Origin of the sequence: Lutispora saccharofermentans (genome assembly GCF_024363565.1) — a bacterium.
GTDB classification, from domain to species: Bacteria; Bacillota; Clostridia; order Lutisporales; family Lutisporaceae; genus Lutispora; species Lutispora saccharofermentans.
The window spans coordinates 23,359-45,200 of the sequence record NZ_JAJEKE010000020.1; the positions used below are offsets into that span (position 1 = coordinate 23,359).

General features: G+C 39.0%; 16 protein-coding genes and 1 pseudogene. 3 read left to right on the forward strand and 14 right to left on the reverse strand.

The window, feature by feature from the left end:
* The first annotated feature begins 281 nt into the window (after positions 1–281).
* Together LJD61_RS17215 and LJD61_RS17220 are read left to right on the forward strand one after the other, a co-directional pair.
* Positions 282–1,607 (forward strand): aminotransferase class V-fold PLP-dependent enzyme, encoded by a 1,326-nt coding sequence (locus LJD61_RS17215; RefSeq protein WP_255228794.1) that lies wholly within the window; start codon positions 282–284, stop codon positions 1,605–1,607.
* Positions 1,608–1,654: 47 nt separating this feature from the next.
* Entirely contained in the window at positions 1,655–2,131 is a 477-nt protein-coding gene (locus tag LJD61_RS17220) for a DsrE/DsrF/DrsH-like family protein (protein WP_255228795.1), read from the forward strand.
* 152 nt (positions 2,132–2,283) lie between these two features.
* On the opposite strand, the gene LJD61_RS17225 is transcribed toward LJD61_RS17220, so the two are convergent.
* From LJD61_RS17225 to LJD61_RS17250, 6 genes are all read right to left on the reverse strand, one after another.
* Positions 2,284–3,153, reverse strand: a complete 870-nt coding sequence (locus LJD61_RS17225; RefSeq protein ID WP_255228796.1) for a DUF4438 domain-containing protein — start codon at positions 3,151–3,153, stop codon at positions 2,284–2,286.
* A 75-nt stretch (positions 3,154–3,228) separates the two neighbouring features.
* Positions 3,229–4,185 carry an L-threonine 3-dehydrogenase gene (locus LJD61_RS17230; RefSeq protein WP_255228797.1) on the reverse strand — a complete coding sequence of 319 codons (957 nt, stop codon included), beginning with the start codon at positions 4,183–4,185 and terminating at the stop codon, positions 3,229–3,231.
* 447 nt (positions 4,186–4,632) lie between these two features.
* A complete protein-coding gene (locus LJD61_RS17235) occupies positions 4,633–5,388 on the reverse strand; it encodes an FAD-dependent oxidoreductase (protein WP_333783148.1) in 756 nt (251 codons plus the stop codon).
* Positions 5,345–6,514: an NADH:flavin oxidoreductase gene (locus tag LJD61_RS17240; protein ID WP_255228798.1), complete on the reverse strand. Its 1,170-nt coding sequence runs from the start codon at positions 6,512–6,514 to the stop codon at positions 5,345–5,347. Before LJD61_RS17240 ends, LJD61_RS17235 begins: the two co-directional genes overlap by 44 nt.
* 30 nt (positions 6,515–6,544) lie before the next feature.
* Positions 6,545–7,948: an APC family permease gene (locus LJD61_RS17245; RefSeq protein ID WP_255228799.1), complete on the reverse strand. Its 1,404-nt coding sequence runs from the start codon at positions 7,946–7,948 to the stop codon at positions 6,545–6,547.
* Positions 7,949–8,310: 362 nt separating this feature from the next.
* The gene (locus LJD61_RS17250; RefSeq protein ID WP_255228800.1) at positions 8,311–9,756 is read right to left on the reverse strand and encodes a sigma-54 interaction domain-containing protein; all 1,446 of its coding nucleotides are present in this window, start codon (positions 9,754–9,756) and stop codon (positions 8,311–8,313) included.
* A 206-nt stretch (positions 9,757–9,962) separates the two neighbouring features.
* Between LJD61_RS17250 and LJD61_RS17255 the strand changes: the two genes are divergently transcribed.
* Positions 9,963–11,207 (forward strand): MFS transporter, encoded by a 1,245-nt coding sequence (locus LJD61_RS17255; protein WP_255228801.1) that lies wholly within the window; start codon positions 9,963–9,965, stop codon positions 11,205–11,207.
* 267 nt (positions 11,208–11,474) lie between these two features.
* On the opposite strand, the pseudogene LJD61_RS17260 reads toward LJD61_RS17255, so the two are convergent.
* From LJD61_RS17260 to LJD61_RS17295, 8 genes and pseudogenes are all read right to left on the reverse strand, one after another.
* A pseudogene (locus LJD61_RS17260) lies at positions 11,475–11,636 on the reverse strand (transposase); the annotation flags it as partial.
* Positions 11,637–11,724: 88 nt separating this feature from the next.
* Positions 11,725–13,254: a histidine ammonia-lyase gene (hutH, locus tag LJD61_RS17265; protein ID WP_255228802.1), complete on the reverse strand. Its 1,530-nt coding sequence runs from the start codon at positions 13,252–13,254 to the stop codon at positions 11,725–11,727.
* Positions 13,255–13,372: 118 nt separating this feature from the next.
* Positions 13,373–15,454 carry a sigma-54 interaction domain-containing protein gene (locus LJD61_RS17270; RefSeq protein ID WP_255228803.1) on the reverse strand — a complete coding sequence of 694 codons (2,082 nt, stop codon included), beginning with the start codon at positions 15,452–15,454 and terminating at the stop codon, positions 13,373–13,375.
* A gap of 291 nt (positions 15,455–15,745) precedes the next feature.
* Positions 15,746–17,128 carry a dipeptidase PepV gene (pepV, locus tag LJD61_RS17275; RefSeq protein ID WP_255228804.1) on the reverse strand — a complete coding sequence of 461 codons (1,383 nt, stop codon included), beginning with the start codon at positions 17,126–17,128 and terminating at the stop codon, positions 15,746–15,748.
* A 22-nt stretch (positions 17,129–17,150) separates the two neighbouring features.
* A complete protein-coding gene (locus LJD61_RS17280; RefSeq protein ID WP_255228805.1) occupies positions 17,151–18,464 on the reverse strand; it encodes a purine-cytosine permease family protein in 1,314 nt (437 codons plus the stop codon).
* Positions 18,465–18,577: 113 nt separating this feature from the next.
* Positions 18,578–19,621 carry a M29 family metallopeptidase gene (locus tag LJD61_RS17285; protein WP_255228806.1) on the reverse strand — a complete coding sequence of 348 codons (1,044 nt, stop codon included), beginning with the start codon at positions 19,619–19,621 and terminating at the stop codon, positions 18,578–18,580.
* Positions 19,622–19,772: 151 nt separating this feature from the next.
* Positions 19,773–20,912: a PucR family transcriptional regulator gene (locus tag LJD61_RS17290; protein WP_255228807.1), complete on the reverse strand. Its 1,140-nt coding sequence runs from the start codon at positions 20,910–20,912 to the stop codon at positions 19,773–19,775.
* Between the two features lie 340 nt (positions 20,913–21,252).
* Entirely contained in the window at positions 21,253–21,837 is a 585-nt protein-coding gene (locus tag LJD61_RS17295) for a transposase (protein ID WP_255228808.1), read from the reverse strand.
* Positions 21,838–21,842: the final 5 nt, after the last annotated feature.

Here is a 21,842-nt window from a genome sequence, read left to right on the forward strand (position 1 = left end):
TATTAATTTTGTTTTTAGTTTGACTTTGACTTTCTTTGACCTTTAATTATATTATACAATACTTTTTATATATTTCAATAGCTTAGAGCTATTTTTAGCTCTGATATATGATAATATTTACGTGTTATTCAAATTTATACCTATTTTTCTCATTATTTCTCCCTGTTAATAGCAATAGCTATTAATCATATCTGATCGCTAACGTCTTCTTAATATTTGTAACCAAAGCACGGAGCCTGAATAAAATGATTATGTATATATATTGCTTGAGGGTGATTTAGATGTTTGAGAATCAAGGAAGTCCATTCAGGAAACTGGTTGCCGGCGTAAATGCGCAGGTGCCGATAAAAAATGGTGTCATGACTCCTTATATCAATTTCGATAATGCAGCCACCACCCCTCCCTTCATTTCTGTGGTGAACAGAATAATTGATTTTTCACAATGGTACTCCTCAATACATAGAGGCACAGGCTATAAATCAAAAGCTTCCTCTGAGATATATGACAGCTCAAGAGAATCAGTTCTCAACTTTGTTGGAGGCTCCCCTGATAAGGATTGTGTCATCTATGTTAAAAACACTACCGAGGCCATAAACAAACTATCCAATATGTATAAGGATATATACGGCGGAGGTGTCATATTATCAACCAGCATGGAGCACCATTCCAATGATCTGCCATGGAGGAATAAATTTCGTGTGGATTATATAAATATAAACAAAGCGGGAAGATTGGATTTGGATGATCTGGAGAAAAAGCTGTCATTCTATAGAAAGAGCATCCGCCTGGTAACAATTACCGGAGCATCTAATGTAACAGGGTTTAAAAATCCGATTCATCATATCGCCCGGCTGACTCATAAATATGGTGCAAGAATCCTTGTAGACGGTGCTCAGCTGGTTCCCCACAGCTTCATAGATATGAAGCCCCATTGTTCTCCTGAGCATATTGATTATTTGGTTTTCTCAGCTCATAAGATGTATGCCCCCTTTGGTATAGGAGTTCTCATAGGTCCTAGAGCAACATTTGAAAAATGTCCTCCGGATTATAAGGGCGGAGGAACCGTAGATCTTGTCACTCATAATTATGTTAAATGGGCAAAGCTGCCGGACAAAGAAGAAGCAGGCACTCCCAATGTAATGGGAGTTGCGGCCTTGGTGGAGTCTATAAATATATTGAGCTCGATCGGTATGGGTTATATAGACGAATATGAAAAAAGGCTGACCGAATATGCAGCCAATAGTCTTTCTAACATTCCTGATATTGAGCTTTATTACGCCGCTGAGAAAAACTTCGATAAAGTATCCATCATACCTTTTAATATAAAAGGCTTGCATCATAGTCAAACGGCCCGCATCCTTTCTGATGAGGCAGGCATCGGGGTGAGAAGCGGATGCTTCTGTGCTCAGCCCTATGTGCAGAAATTGCTGAATGTCAGCCTTATGGAAATAGAAGAAAGAAAAAGAGGCATTTTAAAGAACCACCCCGGTTTCGTAAGGATCAGCTTCGGCATGTATAACACTTTTGATGAGATCGATGTGCTGGCTCTGATGTTAAAAAAGATTGTAAGCAACAAAGATAGGTATATTAAAGAATATCCTTTGTAATCATAGGTTAGAATAAACTAATGAAAAAGCTATAGGGAGGTATTATATTGCCTAAGAAACTTAATATCCTTATGTTCAGCGGAGAGTATGACAAAGCTTTAGCCGCATTGATATTGGCCAATACCGCAAGAGACATGGACGTAGATGTAACAATGTTTTTTGCTTTTTGGGGCCTTTGCCTCTTGAGAAGCGATGATAAGATGAATATGGACGGCAAAAGCTTTTATGAGAAGCTTTTCTCTGTAATGACTCCAAAGGGGCCTGAAGAATTGCCCCTGTCAAAGATGAATTTCAGCGGCATCGGCAAGGCTATGATGCTGGAGATGATGGAAGATGGAGAAGCACCGAAGCTTATAGATTTTTTAAACGGTGCCCGCAAAAATGGAGTCAAGTTTTACAGCTGCAAGCTTTCGATGGAGATTATGGGCATCGACAAGAAGGAGCTGATACCTGAGGTAGAGGTCATGACTGCCCAGCAGTATCTTGAGGATGCGCTGGGAGCAGATATGCAGTTGTTTATATAAGCTTTCGGGTAAGGCGCTAAATATTCTACACAGCTGCTATTACTGTGAAAGTCCAGCTCCATTGTCATCCTGAAGGCTTTGCCTGAAGGATCTTATTTAAGATTCTTCAGGCGCTTTGCTCCTTCAGAATGACAGGAAATGGTTTCGTTTTTCTATAAGCCCAAATATAAGCCCAAATAATCAGCTATATTGGCTTTGTCTGATATTACTCCCTCAATGATGGGTTCTCTGCAGGTCATTATGGCTGTTATCCCCGGGCCATGGCCTGATTTTATGCAATCGCTGTGGATTACAACACCTATTGTAACAGCTCCCTTTAAATATGTCCTGCCGAAGCTGTTGTCATGATCCCGTAAAAGCACGATGTCTCCGAACCTGAGCTTGTCAAGATCATATTCCTTTATCGTATCGGCATCGCTTGTCATTATATCGTAATCTCCCCTGTAGGCTGATACTGAGCCGGTACCCGAGCCCATAAGATATGCCGGAGCTTCTGCAGCCACCGGTACTATCAGCTTGCCGTCTTTCTCTTCTATGCCTAATTTGCCGAAAAGCTCAGGATCTATGTTCATCATCTTTACCTGCGGATAATCCAAAAGTTCAAGCCCCTGCCCCCAGGCCTTTACCAGTATCTTATCATCTACGGTCATCTTCTCCAGAGCTTCTTCTTCAAAGTACACCAAAACATGTTCCACTCCGCCGTGCATACCTGTAACATATCCTGTTGCACCCTTTGCATCACCGCTTACTATCTTTGCTTTATTTCCTATACAGGAAAATAAGTTTAAAGCTCCATTTTCAGAATCGTTTTCATTTTTTATTGATACTCCGGGCTCTACATGATCTCCTGCCCAGCCCATAGCCGGATCTCCAACCTTTACATTATATGTAATACCGCCTGTAGCAGGTAAAACCATTGGTTCTCCGACGGAACTGATCCTATATGGAAATGTTGATACAGGATGATGCACCTTACCCTGCACTGATTGCATAACAAGCTTGTCTATATTGGTCTTTAGCATAATTACATCCCTCTCTTAAATAAACTTACTCCACCTAATTTTACACTTTTCAGGTGGAGCAGTCAATTCGGCATACTATTTCAAATTCAGCTTTTCTCTGAGCTTAGCCAGCATATCTACTGTCATTGAGTCCAAATCATATTCAGGCTTCCAGCCCCATTCTTCCCTGGCGGCGCTGTCATCCAGTGAATCAGGCCAGGAATCCGCAATAGCTTGTCTGATCGGGTCCACATCATAGCTCATTTCAAATTCGGGTATATGCTTCTTGATCTCCGCAGCTATATGTTCCGGAGCAAAGCTCATAGATGCTATGTTAAAGGCATTCCTATGCTTCAGCTTCGAAGGGTCGGCCTCTATAAGAGAAGCTATGGCGTGCAAAGCATCGGGCATATACATCATATCCATTAATGTACCTTCTGCGATAAATGAGGCATACTTTCCTTTCTGCAATGCATCATAATAAATATGGACTGCATAGTCGGTAGTGCCTCCGCCCGGCAGTGTTTCATAGGATATCAAACCCGGGAATCTCACGCCTCTGGTATCTACGCCGAATTTTTTATGGTAATAATCGCATAGAAGCTCCCCTGCCACCTTTGTAACGCCATACATGGTAGTAGGCCTCTGAAGAGTGTCTTGAGGAGTCTTTACCTTTGGCGTATCGGGGCCAAAAGCAGCTATGGAGCTGGGTGTGAATACCGAACAGCCTTTTTCTCTGGCTATTTCCAAAACATTGAAAAGCCCGCCCATGTTTACATTCCATGCCATGGCTGGATTAGCCTCACCTGTAGCTGACAGCAAAGCAGCTAAATGCACTATGGAATTTACATTATGTTTTGTCACTGCACCGGCGATCTGTTGAGAGTCAAGGACATTGATGCTTTCAAAGGGTCCTGCCTCTAAAACCTTTGAGCCTTCAACTTTCCTTAAGTCTGAAGCTATTACATTTTCAGAGCCGTAAATTTTTCTCAGATACATTGTCAGTTCAGAACCTATCTGCCCCAATGCACCTGTAACCAGAATTTTTCTCATCCCGCACCTCCAAATATTTATAGGCTGAAAATTTATATATCTTTATTATCTTCAAGTCTCAATTTTATTATATATAAAAGAACTAAATCTATCATATTGATAAAAGTCTATTTTTTGAATATTTTATTCAATTAGTCCGTGTATCGCTTACATTCTTCATATTTTGTAGTTTCTCGAAAGCTTGGCCTTCTTTCAGGGGGTACATTTGAACTGATAATTGCCCTATTAATGATATTCATCATCTTTTGACCCGCTTCTCTGGCACAGCCTGGTTGACTTTGTAACAGTTTACAGCCCAGTCGATGTGTGGTTTACCTTTAAGAACGGGACGGAGATACGGGAATAATAGGCAAAAAAATACTCCTCGTCACTGGCTTGAAATCAGTAATGGGGAGTATTTCTTTGTTATAGGGCTTATCGAACGTAAAAAACTTATGGGAGAATGCTTTATATCGTCACTGCAGCATCGTAGCCGGTGCGTGTTGCTTCATAAATTCTTTTACACTCCTTGCAATCACCTACTCGTACAAACTCACGGGCCGTAAAGCGCAGGGCTTCCGCTTCATCGCTTCGAGGCCGCAGCCCGGCTGCGATAACCACCGTATCAGCTTCAAAGAATACTTCTTTGCCATCAGCATCTACTGCAAATACGCCTTTATCGGTAATCTTGGTGCACCTTGTGTTAAGGCAGGATTTGACATCCAGTTTCTCCATTTCCATCAGAGTAGCCCGCAGATGCAAGAACCATGCATCACGCGCCAGAGTGTCGCCCATTTCCAGTATTGTCACGTCCTTGCCCTGCTCGCGGTAATGGATGCTCTCTTCGCATCCCACCAAGCCGCCGCCCACTACCACTACTTTTTGGCCGATTTCCTTACCTTTGCCAAAATCCCGGGCAGCCACGTACACACTGTCACCGTTGATGCCGGGAATATCCGGAATCAGTGCTTCGCCACCGATAGCAGCAATCAAGGTGTCGGGAGCAATCTGCTCCACCAGCTCCGGAGTGACAGTTGTATTCAGCAGCACCTTGATACCTGCTTTTCCTACTTGAGTAATCAGCGCGTTTTTGTACTGCTTCATCAACTTTTTGAAAGAAATATCGTCGGCGGAATTTAGCATCCCCCCTAAACGCCCGCTTTTTTCACAGAGAATGACTTCATGTCCCCGCTGGGCAGCAGTAATAGCGGCCTGCCTCAGGATTCACCGTACAGCGGTGAACCCGCATGGCAAAAGGCACATGAGGTACAAAATCCATGCTCAGGCACATGTTGCACCGCAAGCAATTAATGACTTCGTCCTCTTCGCCCCGACGGATTTTGTTGACAAGGTCAAAATCAGTGATAGTACCTCTGGCAATATTTATAATATCTACCTTGCCGCTGGCTACCAACTCCTCCATATAAGCAGGATCATTACCCAGTGCGCCAACAGTAGCAACAGCAGTTTTGTGGACGTTTCGCTTTATCTGCTCCGCAAAAGTCACGTTAACGCCGTCTTTTAAGTACATGGATGGGAACATGCGGGTAGAAGTATCCGGAACATTAAACGATCCGGCAGATACATGGAAAATGTCCACCATGCCATCCAGAATTTTGGCGTATTCAATCGATTCCTCTATAGTAACGCCGCCTTCATACAGGTCGGAGCCGCTCATACGCCATTCAATGGGATAATTGGGACCGCAGTATTTACGTATCCGCTCAATTACCATGCGTGCAAAACGAGAGCGGTTCTCTACGCTGCCGCCGTATTTATCCTTTCTTTGGTTGGTGGCAGGAGCCATGAACTGGGAAAAAATCCAACCATGGCAGGCGTGGATGCAGCAGATATCAATACCACAGAATTTTGCCATGTAGGCCGCTTTGCCAAAGCTTTCTACCGCTTCCTCAATCATGTCTTCATCCATTTCGGCGACCATTTCCCCGTAAATTCCCATATGGGCGCTAGGGCCCACCGGCCCTTTCTGGCAGTACTCCGGGCGAGCCCGACAACCGGCGTGAACCAGCTCGATAGATGCCAATCCATCGTACTGGTGAATGGCATCGCTGCAATTGATCAGGGATGAAATCACTTCGATATCATCAAGAGCCAGCATACGGCCATGAGCCTTGGCCCGAACCCGATCAATAATCGCTTCACCCAGGCTAATCACTGCCAGGCCGCCCTTGGCCTTGGTTTGGTAAAAAGCAATGTTCTGCGGGGTAAAGTAGCCATCCGGAGTCAGATCGCTCATTCCTTGAGGTGCAGACCAAATTCTGTTCTTGGCAATTCTATTTCCGATTGTAATAGGTTGGAACAAAGCCGGATACTTTAATATAGCGGTCATGTTGCATCTTCCTTTCATATGGTTTTAATTTTATGCCTCTTCGTAACTAATTTCCATATTGACATTTCCGTTTCGGTCACGCCAGAAGGTGTAGGCCAAGGCAAACACCAATGCTCCCAGGTTGCTGAGAATCATATACCAGTTCATGTCGCCTACCATTACCAGCAATCCAATTTGCAGCAGGCAGACGGTGCCACCTATAATACTAAGGCCCTTCAGCAGGCGATCAGATACATGAAACCGGGATTTTTCCCACAGATCCGGCACAACCTTTTTCACATTGGCAACCGAGAAGCAGATCATGGCAAAGCAAACGTTGGTCAGGATAATGGCCAGGTTTGCAATAGCATCCACATTCACGCCAAAAAAGATGGGCAGCAGGCATTCCAGATACAGTATGGTAAGGATGGTAACCGGTGCTTTATACCGCTTGCCGATTTTGGCCACAAAAGGCGGAAACCATCCATCCACGGCCGCCTGCAGAATGGGCTTTGTGACCCAGCCTAAGGATGCGTTCAAGGTGGTTGTCAAGGCAAAAATTGCTCCGCCAACAATAAAGAAAACGTAAATGGGGCGGGGGAATATTTTGGCCGCTACCAGGGACAAGGGCTGACCGGCCACTTCCGCCACCGGCAATACTCCGGATGCCACAACTGCAATCAGAGAATAGAAAACAGCTATAATTACCGTTGCAAGAATTATAATAACCGGGATGTCCTTGGTGGGGTTTTTCGCCTCTGCCCCCAGGTGAACAATTACATTGGCTCCGCCTACCGCCCAGGTAAGCAGTGCGCCGGCAGCAAACAGACCTGTTAATCCACTGGTTAAAAAGTCCTCAGTAAAATAATTGGGACTTACCTGAGGAAGGCCAAATACGATAAATGCGGTCAGCCCCAGTGTCATGCAAACCATCATGGCATTTTGGAGTTTTGCCGCTCCCTGTATGCCAAACAGGTTTGTTACGTAGAAAATAGTCAGAACGGCAAAGGCGATTAACTTACCTATCATACTGACCAATCCCGGATTGATGGTACTTCTTCCAATGAGGTCAAGCAGATATTGAGAAACGCTGATGGCATACATGGCCAATGCTGTCCATGAAATGATATGAACAATGACATAAAAGCCCGCTGCCTTTTTGTGCTGTAAAAAAGCCAGCTGTGTATAGAAGCCGCCGCGCAACCGCACTGTTCCGCTGACAAGCATCATGGGAATATCCATCATGATTGTGAATACCGCCGCAATCAGCATTGCCACACTGACCGACCGTCCGGTCATTCCAATTCCCACACCCACCAGCGCAAAAACACCGGAGCCAATGGTTTGCCCAATGGCAATGGATAGCAAGTCCTTTCGATCCAGTACCCGTTTGAGTTCCTTGGTCGATGTCATATGCCCACCCGATGCATTTTTTTGCGTTGTTTGTTCTTCCATGTTAATTCCTCCTCACTATAACTGAAATGATATGATGAAACATGTGGCCTGTCTGCGCAGATCCTCCGACTGGTTGCACAGCAGTGGTCTTTTGCGCAGATATTCACTTTCTATCACAGAGCAAATTTTATGCCAACCCGGCCTTTTACAGATGTTTCTTATGAATAAACATCTGTAGAAGGTCGAGTTGGCATTTAATTAACAAATGCATGGGCGTAGGGTAATCATCTATTGCTTTATGCCTTTATTTTTATATGTAGCGATACTCTAGATGTCAGTTTTTTTTACAACTTAATTGTAGTATTTGTCTAAGCTAAACCTATGCATTGGCATAGCAGCATATGTCAGAATATTTAACACTGTTAAATATTCTGACATGAATCAATTGCGTATTTTTCTATCTTATAATAGAGCGCCGGTCTTGAAATCTGCAGGAATTGGGCGGCTTTGGTCTTGTTACCATTGCAGAAGGCCAGGACTTTTTCTATTGCTTCCTTTTCCGCACGCATACAGATTTGTTCCAGCGTGCTACCGTCGTAATCTTCATAGGAAGCATCTCGTTGTAATATATCGGCCAGCTCCCGGAAATCCCGTTGGGAGAGAATATCGGACTTACATACCGTCATGGCACGTTCGATGATGTTACTTAACTCCCGTACATTTCCCGGCCAGCGGTATCGGTAGAAAAGCTGCATTGCCTCATCGGAAACCCCCTCCACATTCAAGTTCAGGGATTTGTTGAATCGGGCGATAAAATGCTGTACCATCTCGGGAATATCCTCTTTCCGTTCCCGCAAGGGTGGAATGTCAAAATTAACCACATTCAGCCGGTAATACAGGTCTTCCCTGAACTTGCCCTGATTCACCAGCTCCTTCAGGTTTTTATTGGTGGCCGCAATCACCCGCACATCTACCGGCACGATGCGGGAACCAATTTTGTCTATGGATTTTTCCTGCAGTACCCGCAGCAGCTTGGGCTGTATATGATAAGGAAGCTGGTCTACCTCATCCAGAAATAAAGTGCTTTTGTGAGCCATCTCAAACTTTCCAGCCTTACCTCCTTTTTTAGCACCGGTGAATGCGCCGTCGGTATAGCCAAACATTTCTGATTCGAACAAACTTTCAGGTATTGCGGCACAGTTGACCTCTACCATATCCATCAGTGCCCGCCGGCTGATATCATGGATCGCATGGGCAATCAACTCCTTACCGCTGCCTGTTTCCCCTGTAATCAGCACGGTGGAATTGTAATTGGATATTGCGAAGATTTTTTCCTTAATGGTTTTCATAGCAGGTGATTTTCCAATAATACCCGACATCTTATACTTGATGATTTCCGGTTTGGACAACCGTTTTTTGATTTCCTCAATGCTTTCGGTCAGGTCAATTTGTCCGCCATCGGCCAGTTTTATGATTTCCAGCAAAAAGTTGCGGATCTGGTAATCATCGACAAAGAAATCGTATTCTAATGCGCCGATTCCTCGTTTTTCACCGTTTACCCGCTTGATACGGGATACAGTAGCTACTCCGGCTGTAAAGTAGTAAGTATTGGTTTCCCGTTGGCCGCTGTCTAGAAATGCGGGAATTTGACAGGTGGGGTGAAGCTGCAAAACCGGCTGACCTGCAATTTGACTTTTCTTGTCTAGACCCATCCGTTTGTCCATCCGATCTAGAATCGATGGAGACATATATTTAATTTTTCCGGCTTCATTTGTAATAATGAGTCCGTCAATGTTATCCAGCACCAAGCGGCACTCTTCCAGTGTCATATCAAAATTATTGTATTTTGGGTTCGTTTGCCTTTTCATTGCTCATACTCCTTGCCCTGGTAACAACCACTCCTGTTATTAAAAACAGTATATATAAAAATTAGTTAAAATTCAAATATATATATGCAATATTTATATATAGTAATCGGCTGACACTTGTATTTAGATGTTGGCATGAATATTGCTATTTTGTACCGTAGCTTCATTGTTAATGAGATAAAGTTAAGACAAGGTAGGGATGATAATTGAATGAGACGCAAGGTGTAAAAAAACCGTTCCGTTTTGCGGGATGGTATATTGTTTTAATCAGTGCATTGGCCGGTTGCAGTATATCGTCTGCCTCCTCGCAATTTTCCGCCACTGCGGCGGATTTGTCTTTGAAAAGCGGTCTGTCGGTTGCTCTTCTCCTGACCGCAGATACCGTAAAATCTGCCGCTATTGTAGCAGCTATGATGTGTGCTGGATCGATTTACAGACGGGTGAGGTTGCATCTGATTTTTGCATTTGCCTTTGTCTGTGCCATCGTTCCACAGCTATTTTTGCCGTCTGTTTCTTCTCCAGCAGCACTTATATTTCTTAAAATTCTGCAGGGATTGGGTGCTGTTATTTTCCCAATTTTGATTATGATTTCGATGCAAGTAGTCCAACCATCGCAAGCAGGATTTGCATCGGCTGTTTTTATCGGCCTATTTAACTGCGGCGGTGGAGCCGGCGGCATGATTGCGGGATTTTTAGGCCCCAAGCTTGGCTGGGAATCCTCTTATTATGTTTTGGCTGCGATTCAGGCTGCTACCGGCACTGTTTGGCTTATTACTGTAAAAACAAATGACTTTCGGCACACTTCCTCTCCAAGCGCCTCTCGAAGGTCTTCCTTCCGGTTGCTTCTGTCTCCACAGGTTTGGTTGTTGATTCTAGCCTTTCTTTCCACCACCTATGTATTGCAGGCAGTAACGGTTGGTATACCGCTTTTTAGCATGTGGATAGGGTATGGCGATTGGGAAACCGCCCAAATTTCATCTGCCGCCCTGATGGGTACCTTGATTTCCTGTCTAGTGTCGGGCAAAATTTCGGATATGATTGCCCTGCGATCGCAGAACAGAGCAAAAGCACGTTTGACAGTGCTGATGCTAGGTTCCCTGTTGATTGCTTTAGCTTCCTGCCTTTTTATTTTTGTAGATTTGTCATCGTTCCCGATTTTTTATCTGTGTGTGCTCCTGATTTGCTTCGCCTCATCATGGGGACTTGGCACCTTTTATGCTATCCTACCGGAGTTATATAATAACAGCGATTTGCCTCTGGTCACAGGGTTTGCAGGAGGGGTTGGAGATATAGGAATGCCGCTAGCGCAGTTCATTGTCGTCGTTATGTTTGGCACTCGGGGGCTTTGGGAATGGGGATGGGGCACCTGTGCCCTGACTGCTGCCATTAGCATCGGCGCCTGCATAGTTTTATTGCTGAAGCATGTGTCACAAAACAGCATAAATAGTTAAGGTTTCCGTTTGTTTATGAAGATAGAATGGAGGAAGTGCTGTGGAAGTTACCGTGGTGCTTAGCGTGCTAAACGCAAAGTATGTACATGCATCGCCTCATGTGAACATCATATGGGTGAGCCGGAAGTAAGCTACTATGCAAAAGATGTGCTGCAAAACAACTGAGGTGCCTTGTAAAAGCCTGGCAGCCGTTTATTCTACCCTTGACGCGGCGGTTGTTTTCTGCTAATCAGGCAGCCTGTCGTCAAATAATATCTCCAGCTGGGGCTGACGGTTAAAATTCTCAATGGCATTGGTAGTATAAATGAGCGTCCTGACCTCCTGGGGATATTTGAAATATGTGGACAGATTCGCCCAGTTTGCCCACCAGGGCAGGGAAATTTTGTGGTATTTCCCGTTCCATTTTTCATCGAAGGTATACAGTTGATAATCTTTCATTCAAATTCCTATTTCTCGCCTTCTCTATACTGCCACGCATATCTGATTTCCTCATATGCTGTAATACCCACTGATATTGCTAAAAAGACATCTCCCCAACTGAATTCTCTGCTGCTTTGATTATCCCACCGTTTATTATGAGGCTTTCACACTTGTTTATATCCTCATATAAGGGTCTGTCTTCTTTCAGCATCGGTACTGATTTTCTTATGGTGTCATATACAGGTGATGTTCCTTTACCGAGACCTTTGCTCCCTCTTAAGTCTATTGCCTGACATGCGCACATTATTTCCATGGCTATTACTCTTCTCGCATTTTCCATTATGCTTCTTGCTTTTCTTGCTGCTATGGTCCCCATGGATACATGGTCTTCCTGGTTTGCTGATGACGGTATGCTGTCTACACTTGCAGGGTGTGCAAGTACTTTGTTTTCCGATACTAAGGATGCTGCAGAGTATTGTACTATCATAAATCCTGAGTTTAGTCCCCCATGTTTGACTAAAAATGCGGGCAGTCCGCTTAAAGCCGGATTTACCAGTCTTTCAAGACGTCTTTCGGATATATCTGCAAGCTCTGATAGTGCTATTCCTAAAAAGTCAAAGCTTAATGCCATTGGCTGTCCGTGAAAGTTTCCTCCTGATATTCCTTCTAGTGTTTCCGGGAATATTATCGGATTGTCTGTTACTGAATTCATTTCTATTTCTACTTCTTTTTTTACATAGTTTATTGCATCTTTGCTCGCTCCGTGTACTTGTGGTGAGCATCTTAGCGAGTAAGCATCCTGTACTCTTATTTCTCCTTGTTTTGTTGTATTTTTGCTTCCTTCCAGCAGCTGCAGCAATATCCTTGCAGTGTCTGATTGTCCCTTATGGGGACGTACATCATGCACTCTATTATCAAGAGCATTAGTTACTCCATTGTGTGCTTCGAAGCTCAATGCCACTGCTATGTCTGAAGCCTTTGCAAGGTTTATGGCGTCGTACAGTGCAAGGGCTCCTACCGAAGTCATGACTTGTGTTCCGTTTATCAATGCAAGTCCTTCCTTTGAGGTCAGTTCAATTACCGGTATTCCTGCTCTTTTCATGGCTTCTCCGCCGGGCAATATTTCTCCGTTGTATTCCGCTTCTCCAAGTCCTATCATAGGCAGAACCATGTGTGCTAATGGAGCCAGATCACCGCTTGCACCTAATGAGCCCTTTTCCGGTATTACAGGATGAACCTTTTTGTTAAGCATATCTATCATTGTTTGTATAGTTTCTAATTTTGCTCCTGAATACCCTTTCGCTAGATTATTAATTCTTAATAGGATTATTCCCCTTACTATTTCTGTTTCAAATGGCTTTCCTGCTCCTACTGCATGTGTAATTATCAGATTTCTTTGCAAAAGCCTTGATTCTTCCTTAGTTATTGTTACATCGCTGAACTTTCCGAAGCCTGTAGTTATACCGTATACTACTGTTTCATTGCCCACAAAATAATCTACAACTTTTCTTGATTTTAATATTTTATCCTTTGCCATATCTGATAATTCTACCTGCTCATACTTTCTGCATACTCTTATAACTTCTTCTAATGTCAACGTGTTCCCAGTAATTATTATTTTACTCATTTAAGAACCTCCATTAATTATTAAAATTAGCATTAATGTTATATTTTATTTATATAAATGCAAAATCCATGCCAACTTCATAGATAGTTTGTGGAAAACTTTATGATAAAAAGATGTGTTATTGAATATGATCATCATCTGCTTCATTATTTCTTATAGCTTTAAGAGCCTTTAGTCCAAAATCTGTTATTTCCGTACCTCCTCTTCCTCTGGAAACTTCTACTACTCTATATAGCTTTAAATCCAAAATTATATTCCTTATTTCTTGTTCAGTCAAATAGATATTTTTCTCCGCAGCAATTTTCGATATACTTCTTCTTCCAAGGCGGTATTTGTTCATAAAGCTTTTTTCTAATTCTTCCATTATAAATAAATACTTGGATTCGTTTCCCCAAATGCTTCTTCTGAAGCTTTGTAATAAATGCTTTTCAGAATCGTTCAAAAATGTAATAACAGTATGTTCCGGCAAGAATGAATTAATATCAGTTGAATTTATTTGTCTTTTACCAATATACATTAACCGTTCGACAAAATTTCTTAACTCTCTTACATTTCCTTCCCAATCATATTTATATATTTTATTTAACACCTCATCCGTCAGTTGGAAATCCGCATTCATCTGCTTTTTAAGGAATTGGATAAGCATAGGGATATCTTCCTTTCTATGACGCAAAGGGGGTATATTAAGCGGTAGAACATTCAATCTGTAATATAAATCCTTTCTGAACTTTTTCTCCTTAACAAGTTCTTTCAGGTCATTGTTCGTTGCAGCTATGATTCTGACATCAACACTTATTACATTATCTCCCCCTATTCTTACCACTTCTTTTTCCTGTAGAACTCTAAGAAGCCTTGACTGAAGACTTAAAGCCAGTTCGCTTATTTCATCAAGAAACAAAGTACCTTGATGTGCTAACTCAAAATAACCTAACTTTCCTCCTTTTTTTGCACCGGTAAATGCACCTTCATTATATCCAAACAGTTCACTTTCTAGCAAGTTTTCCGGAATCGCTCCGCAATTTACTGCAATAAATTGATAATCCTTTCTTTTAGAACTGTTATGGATGGCTTGGGCAAATAGTTCCTTGCCTGTTCCGCTTTCACCGCAAATCAGTATAGAAGAGTCTGAAAGAGCCATTTTTTCGGCTGTTTCTTTAGCATAATTTATTGCAGAGCTTTGTCCAATAATATCGCAAAAATTATATTTTGCTTTATGTCCTTTAGCAAGTATTTGCTTTCTGAGATTATGTTGTTGCTTTTCAGTATCTGTAAATTCTTTTATCAGAACTATACAGCTTTTAATGTTGTCTATGTTAATAATCGGATAAATAGATAAAACAATATAATTTCCTTTATACTTAATCACTCTTCTTTTAACAGGCTTTCTTGTCTTCATTACTTCTGTAAATGATAAATCACCAATAATTTCTTCGTAATATTTCCCTATAGCATTTTCCTTTATTGTCCCTATGATCTTTTCTGCAGCATCATTTAAAAAACATATTACTCCATTAGAGTTCAACCCGATTATTCCCTCATCTAAAATTTGCAGCATCAAATCTAATTGTTTCTCAAGTACATTCGTTTTTCCAAGAAGACTTTCTATCCCATAGCTATTTTCAACCAAACTTTCAAAGTAATTCACAAAGTCGTAAGTTTGAAGCAGGTAATCCAACCCCAGTTTTATTGCAATATCAACTATAGTTTTTACAGATAAAACTCTATGCCCCAAATCAATTATTTCACTGATATTCTTAGGTACAAGCTTCGCTTCTCCCGGTGTAACCGCTATATTGACATCCGGTGCTATTTCTTTGCCAGGGTAATAAGGTACAAAATCTATGTGAGCAACACCATATTGATATATTAATGCAATAGTGTCTATTGCCATTTCAGCATTAATGTTGACCAACAGTACCTTTGTATTTTCCGGGATACTCATGATTTTTTCCAGTGCATGTTTTTTTAAAGTAATATCTGCAATTATAATATCACCGCAATTGCTGACCTGCCTTTTTACCTCTTCATATATTGAATGTGTAGATACTAAAACTATATCGGCATTAATATTCGAAATGCTCCTATCTTCAACGGAGTAAAGCTCAATATCAACATTATCCTTAAATAAGGCTTTTAATTGTTCACAGTAATACTGTGTGCTTTTCCGTTCATGAGCTGCAATGGCAATTCTCTTATTCATATTAAAACCTCTTTCAACCTTAAAGTTTATTGCTTTTAGTACAATCTGAGCTTTTAAATCAAAATAATATGTTTTTATTTACAGTTATTATACATATTTAAAAATTCCTATGCAAATAAACTTGCCTTAATGCAAAGCATAAACTACTTCACGTATCTTTGCAAAGGGGCTTTTCAAGTTATTATTAACCCTTTGCACCCCTTTCCGAGATAAGCGAGATAAGTGCCAGGCACGACGTTTAGACGGTTATTCACTTTTAAACGTCGTGCCTGGCACCTATTCTTTCTTTTATCATAGTTTAATTAATTCCTCTATTGTCTTAGTATATATTTCTACTAGTTCTAGTAATCTGTCAATAGATATAAACTCATTAGGTCCATGAGCTAATTCTTCTTCATTTGGAAATACAGGTCCAAAAGCAACACAATTCTCAAAAGCCTTTGCATAAGTTCCTCCTCCAATAATTAGAGGTTCTGAGACATTATCACCCGTATGACTAGAATATACGGACATTAAAGTTTTTATCAATTTAGAATTTTTATCAATATAAATTGGAGTAAAGTGTTCAAATTCGGAGTAATTATATCCTAGCTTAATTGAACTCTCTTTTAGCTTTTTATAAATGTCATCATAATTATAAGATATTGGGTATCTTATGTCATATGTCAATTTAATCTTATTATCTGTAAACTCAATTTTCCCTAAATTAAAAGTAAGTTTTCCTGAAATATCATCAGACATATCTCCAAAAATTAAATTGCCATTATAATCAAATCCAATGGTATCAGAATAGCAATTGATGAAATTGCCTAATTCGTCATCAAAATCGGTAATCTCCATTAAAAATCTTAACAAATTACTTATAGCATTTTCTCCAAGTTCAGGTTGACTTGAATGTGAAGACTTACCTGTGCTTATTAATTCAATCTCATTATCCTCAATATTATAACTTATATTTTTATAGTTATGAATCTTTTCTTCTATATTTCTTATTGTTGTCTCCGTATTATATAATATTGCTTTACAATCACTAGGAACAACATTTGCTGATATGCCACCTTTAATATTCTTTATATACTTACTTTGTTCATTGAACTCTTTTTCTAAATGGAAACCCAAGATTCCTTTCTCACCATGTATTACTGGGAAATTGGCATCTGGTGTAAATGAATATGAAGGAATCTCTTCTTCTTTAACATAGTGTTTTATTCCTTTCCAACCTGTTTCCTCATTGGTACCAAATATAATTCTAACACGTTTGTTAATATTTATATTTGATTCTTTTAATAGATATAATGCATACATACAAGCTAATAGTGGACCTTTATCATCAATGGTTCCTCTTCCATATATCTTTCCGTCGTGCATTTGTGCTTCAAATGGTGGATATTTCCATCCATTTGAAGCTTCTACTACATCGATATGCCCAAGAATTCCTATCAATTCTTCACCAATACCATATTCACAATATCCAACATAATTGTCAAGATTCTTACTTCTAAATCCCAGTTTGTTTGATAAATTTAACATATAATTTAATGCATCATTAACATTTTTCCCAAATGGCATATCTTTTTCAAGATTAGACTCTATACTCTCAATTCTAACAAATTCACATAAATTTTTAACAATATCATTTTTATAACAATTTATTTTTTCTTTTAAATCTCCCATTATTATCATCCTTCTATTTTTACTATTGTACTGCTGTTATTTGTCTTCTATATTTTATTTTCATAATGATTAAATACAATACTAATGAAAGAATCATAGTTGCAACAACACTTGGTAATCCTAACGGACTTTGGATATATCCAAAATCTAATCCAGCTTCAAAGATTCCGCCTACTATCCAAGTTATGATAGCAGCATTATTAGCCTTTTCATTATGCTTTAAAGATAATCCTCTTTCAAGATTGAACTTTGGTAATACAAAGAAGTCAGAAATAGTTATACCTAGTATTGGGACTAAAAAGGATCCCATCAAAAGCATCATATTAGTATACATTCCTAAATTAATTAAAGAAGCTAATCCAGATGCTCCAACTCCTAACCCGATTGCCAATTTCCATCTTTTAACTTTAGGGAATATTTCTGATAGAGCTAGAGAAGCGGAGTATAATGCGTTATCATTACTTGTCCATGCTCCCAATATAATCATTAATAGTCCCCAAAAACCTCCTATTGACATCATAACAGTAGGAAAATCGGATGAGCCAACAAAAAGCCCTAGAAAAATAGCCGTTATTGGTTGAATTATAGCCAGAGGCATTCCTATCAGATATAAGCCTTTAAAATTGTCACTAGTTTTTCTCGAAAAACGCATTACATCTGGTGCATTTACTGCTCCTGCTGCCATAGCACCTACTAAAATTGAGATTCCAGTAGCTAAATTCATACTCTCACCCAAAGGAGCTCTAGATATAACTTCAGAAAGAACAATATGCTCATGTAAAAAAACTCTAACTGTGCTTACAACCATAAATAAAAACGTATATATTACAGTTGGCGTACTTAGCATTTCTATGCCTTTATATCCAACAGTTGCAGTTATCATCATTATTACACCTAAAATAAAACTAATTACGTTAACATTTCCTTTTCCTAATATTATGACAACGCTTTCCGATAATGCTCTTACATTTATAGCATACCATCCAAAATTAACTATAAATGAAATAATTGAAACAACGTGCGACCCATTTAAACCAAAACTTTGCTTTGCAACTATATATGTTGATAATCCAGTTTCTGTCCCTATACTCCCTTGTAACGCTGTCAAAGCTATGAAAATTACAAACCCTGTAAATAGTGCAATTAAACTATTTTTAAATGAAAGTCCCCCTATAATAGCTAATCCATCAAGTATTGCCGCCATACTTATATAAATACCTGTCCAAACCATTGCAATTGATTGCCAAGGTTTTCTGGCAGCTTGTGGAACGGGTTCTCTAGGGTAATCTTCTCCTCTATCTAAAAAATCTGTTAAGTTATCTATAAAATTACTCATAAATATAATACCTCCCAGTACAATATTGACATCTTATAAAACAGGAGTTAGTAAAGTAGGAAGATTTAATTCAATCCTACTTTACTCGTGTTAACAATCAACTAATTTATCTACTATTTTCCAAGTGCATGAGCTAATACCATTAGCTCTTCATCAATAATTTTCCCTTCATTCAAGATTTGTTTCCCATCTAACCAAACACTTGAATTTAAACAAATACCATCACAATGTGATTTTGCAGGTATTCCTTCTGGTGGTGCATCCATTGGACTTAAATAGCCAAATCCCCACTGAGTACAACCCCATACACGTTCATCCTCAACAATATTTCCTGTTAGTTTCACATTTGGTCCAAAGCCATAACTTATATGGACAGGTCTAAACATGTTAGGATCATCAAAGTTTTCTATCCAACTTTTAAATTCTTCAGCTTGTCTACCACCTTTAAACCCTACTGCTACACCATCTTTTATTTCTACATGAACTGGTTCACTTAATAATCCACATGGCGGTGTTAGGGAACCATCAAATACAATTGTTCCATTAATAGTTTCAAATTTAGGGAACCAGCAAATTTGTCCTGGAAGGAAAGCCATCCCTGGTACTGAAGCATCCCCTACATCACAATAAATTTTTCTAGAAGGCTCGTTTTCAAATTCAATTTGAGTTCCTGCAGGTGTTGTTACCTTTACATTTTTTGCTTTATGTGTCATTTCAGTAACCCTAGACATAAATACTCTTAGCTTATCTATGTCTGTTTTTCCTATAATTCTAATAAGTAAATCTTCATCCATTCCTACAAGGTTTAAATATCTAAGCTTCTTATTATTCGCCATTGCATTTTCAAAAGGTGTGGAATATAATAACCATTGATTGTTAAATTCTACCCAAGCATCTGCATTACATAAAGCTGCACTTAAAGCTTCAACAGGTAACATTGGATCCGCTGCTTTCCCAACTCCATTAGGTGTCGCAGTCCATATTACCATGGGTTTAGCACCGCAGCTATAAGCACTTCTAGCTGCTGCGTTTACAACGTTTTCATTTGATTCTGTATCAGCAGTAATTATGATAGTTTCTCCTTCTTTTAACTTAAACATATCTCCCATTAGTATATCTGTAGCTTTACCTAGTTCAAATTCATATAATTTTGTCATACTTTTTCCTCCTAATTGTAATCTTAAACGTTTTCTATGGAACTTATATTAAGATATCCTGAAATTATCATAACATTTAGAAGAAATTAATTATTTGTAAAATTTATAATTAGGAAGTTATAATTTTATTATTATTACACTACTCTTGAAACTATTTATCAGATGAAAGCTTGTACATCTTTTCAATAAGGCATATACATTCTAAAAATTCTAAATTTCGCTCTTCTAAACTTAAGATTGATTTAGCTTTTTGAATTCTATATCTAACAGTATTTTCATGTTGAAATAGTGCTTTTGAAGTTTTTCTATAATCGCCATCACATTCTACATATGTAATTAAAGTATCCAAAATATTTGTATTGTATTTTTCATCATATTCAATAATAGGACCTATAAGTTCTGAAAATATTGATTTATACTCTACTGTATCCTTTATTAAATATAGTATCTTATATAGACTAAGCTTATTATAATAAACAATATGCGTATTGGTTGAATTTGAAAAATCCCATGATGTGATTGATTGTCTAAAAGCATCCTTTAATGATTCTATTTCATTGAAAATCCCACTAATACCAATATGTACTTCATTATGATAACCTTTAATATTGTCAATAATGTCATTTAATTGCTCATATTTTTTATCATCAGATGTTTCCACAATAAGAAAAAATCCTAATTTATACCTTATAAATAATTTTTTGCTATTTTTGTTTATCATAGTTCTAAATATCTCTCGTTTATTATTACTTTTAAATGTATCGGAGGAATATAATACATAATACTTTTTAAAATTATATTCTAATATTGATTTTGATACATTAATAGCTTCAAGATTATTTAGTTTATCATGAATCAAACTATCAATTTTCATCTCCATAATTTGATCATATTGGTCTACCATTATTAATTTAGTGATTTGATTGATGATGTCTGCATAAGGTGTTTCGCGGTCTACAATAAAAATAACAAAATCATTTGCATCTGCATATTTAATGATATCCTTTGGTAATATGGTAAAGTATTCATCAATAACACATATCCCCACAGCACCATACCGAATGTAGAATTTAATATTATTCGATAACTCATCAAGATTGTCTTTAAATATGTATAAACTACCAATAAAAAAATCACCAGGTAATATTACTCTCTCTCCCATTCCATCTGTTCTAATAGGACAATCGGTAAAGCTTACCCTATTTATTTTTCTACTTAATCCATTTTTACCTGCAATAATTGTTGCATTCTCAAATATTGATAACCCTAAAATTGACCTTACATCCTGCATAAAATCACCCTCAATACATAAATTAATTTCTCTTAAACTATATCATAATTATTGTTTTTGTCTAAATTGCAAGTTACCGTTTAAGTATACATTTTAAATTTATACAATATTTTCATCTAATAATTATAATTTTTATAAATTTTATTGATAACTTTTATATAAAATGTATTTATAAAGATTGATTGTACCGCAATAAAATAAAATTTATAATAAACTGAACCTTGACAACTTCACAAAAGACCATTTTAAAGAAATCCAAAGAGGCAAATTTCACGAATCTCTTCAATTATGACTCATTTGAAGCCATGTAGCGATTATTTTACCCTGTTTATCAACTTCTTTATCTCAAAATGGGCGCAGGAGTTCCGTATAGCGATAAATTTGTGATTTTTGTCTTGTACCCTCCCTGCATGAATTTGATGAACCTCTTAATATTTTGTCCTGTAACCATGATACCGCAAACCATTCTGCTTTTAATTTTGCCACGTACAGTAAGTTTTTGTAATCCGGTTCTTTTCAATGCGGAATTGCTGCCTTCGATGCTGGCACACAGGCTTGTGTTTTCTTTTTGTTCCACTTTCATGCTCATTCGCTCTATGCCTGCTTTGACAGCTTTCACAGGAATACGGACCACATTGTCCTTTCCTTGAGTTTTGCTATAGCATTTGTCCCGAAGTTCGTAGCCAGCACAGGCTTGATGCGGAAAGTGGGCAGAAGTTTGGCTGTTGCTTACCCTGGCTCGCGTAGGAACATAACCCATGGGACATTTGCTGATGATATAGGTTTCTGAATCTATCTCAAAGGCGGTAGCTGATAGCTTTTTGCTAGGTGTGGTTCCGCTCATATTGATAAGGTGTATTCGGATACCATTTTCTTGAGCAGTGGTGTGCACATCGGGGGAATGGAACCCTCCATCCACATACATGTCGG

Bases quoted from the DNA above. Each gene is read 5' to 3' on its own strand.
- LJD61_RS17215 (WP_255228794.1), top strand. From the start codon at position 282: ATGTTTGAGAATCAAGGAAGTCCATTCAGGAAACTGGTTGCCGGCGTA.
- hutH (WP_255228802.1), bottom strand. From the start codon at position 13,254: ATGAGTAAAATAATAATTACTGGGAACACGTTGACATTAGAAGAAGTT.
- LJD61_RS17230 (WP_255228797.1), bottom strand. From the start codon at position 4,185: ATGAGAAAAATTCTGGTTACAGGTGCATTGGGGCAGATAGGTTCTGAA.
- LJD61_RS17225 (WP_255228796.1), bottom strand. From the start codon at position 3,153: ATGCTAAAGACCAATATAGACAAGCTTGTTATGCAATCAGTGCAGGGT.
- LJD61_RS17295 (WP_255228808.1), bottom strand. From the start codon at position 21,837: ATGTATGTGGATGGAGGGTTCCATTCCCCCGATGTGCACACCACTGCT.
- LJD61_RS17290 (WP_255228807.1), bottom strand. From the start codon at position 20,912: ATGCAGGATGTAAGGTCAATTTTAGGGTTATCAATATTTGAGAATGCA.
- LJD61_RS17270 (WP_255228803.1), bottom strand. From the start codon at position 15,454: ATGAATAAGAGAATTGCCATTGCAGCTCATGAACGGAAAAGCACACAG.
- LJD61_RS17280 (WP_255228805.1), bottom strand. From the start codon at position 18,464: ATGAGTAATTTTATAGATAACTTAACAGATTTTTTAGATAGAGGAGAA.
- LJD61_RS17245 (WP_255228799.1), bottom strand. From the start codon at position 7,948: ATGGAAGAACAAACAACGCAAAAAAATGCATCGGGTGGGCATATGACA.
- LJD61_RS17285 (WP_255228806.1), bottom strand. From the start codon at position 19,621: ATGACAAAATTATATGAATTTGAACTAGGTAAAGCTACAGATATACTA.
- LJD61_RS17240 (WP_255228798.1), bottom strand. From the start codon at position 6,514: ATGACCGCTATATTAAAGTATCCGGCTTTGTTCCAACCTATTACAATC.
- LJD61_RS17250 (WP_255228800.1), bottom strand. From the start codon at position 9,756: ATGAAAAGGCAAACGAACCCAAAATACAATAATTTTGATATGACACTG.
- pepV (WP_255228804.1), bottom strand. From the start codon at position 17,128: ATGGGAGATTTAAAAGAAAAAATAAATTGTTATAAAAATGATATTGTT.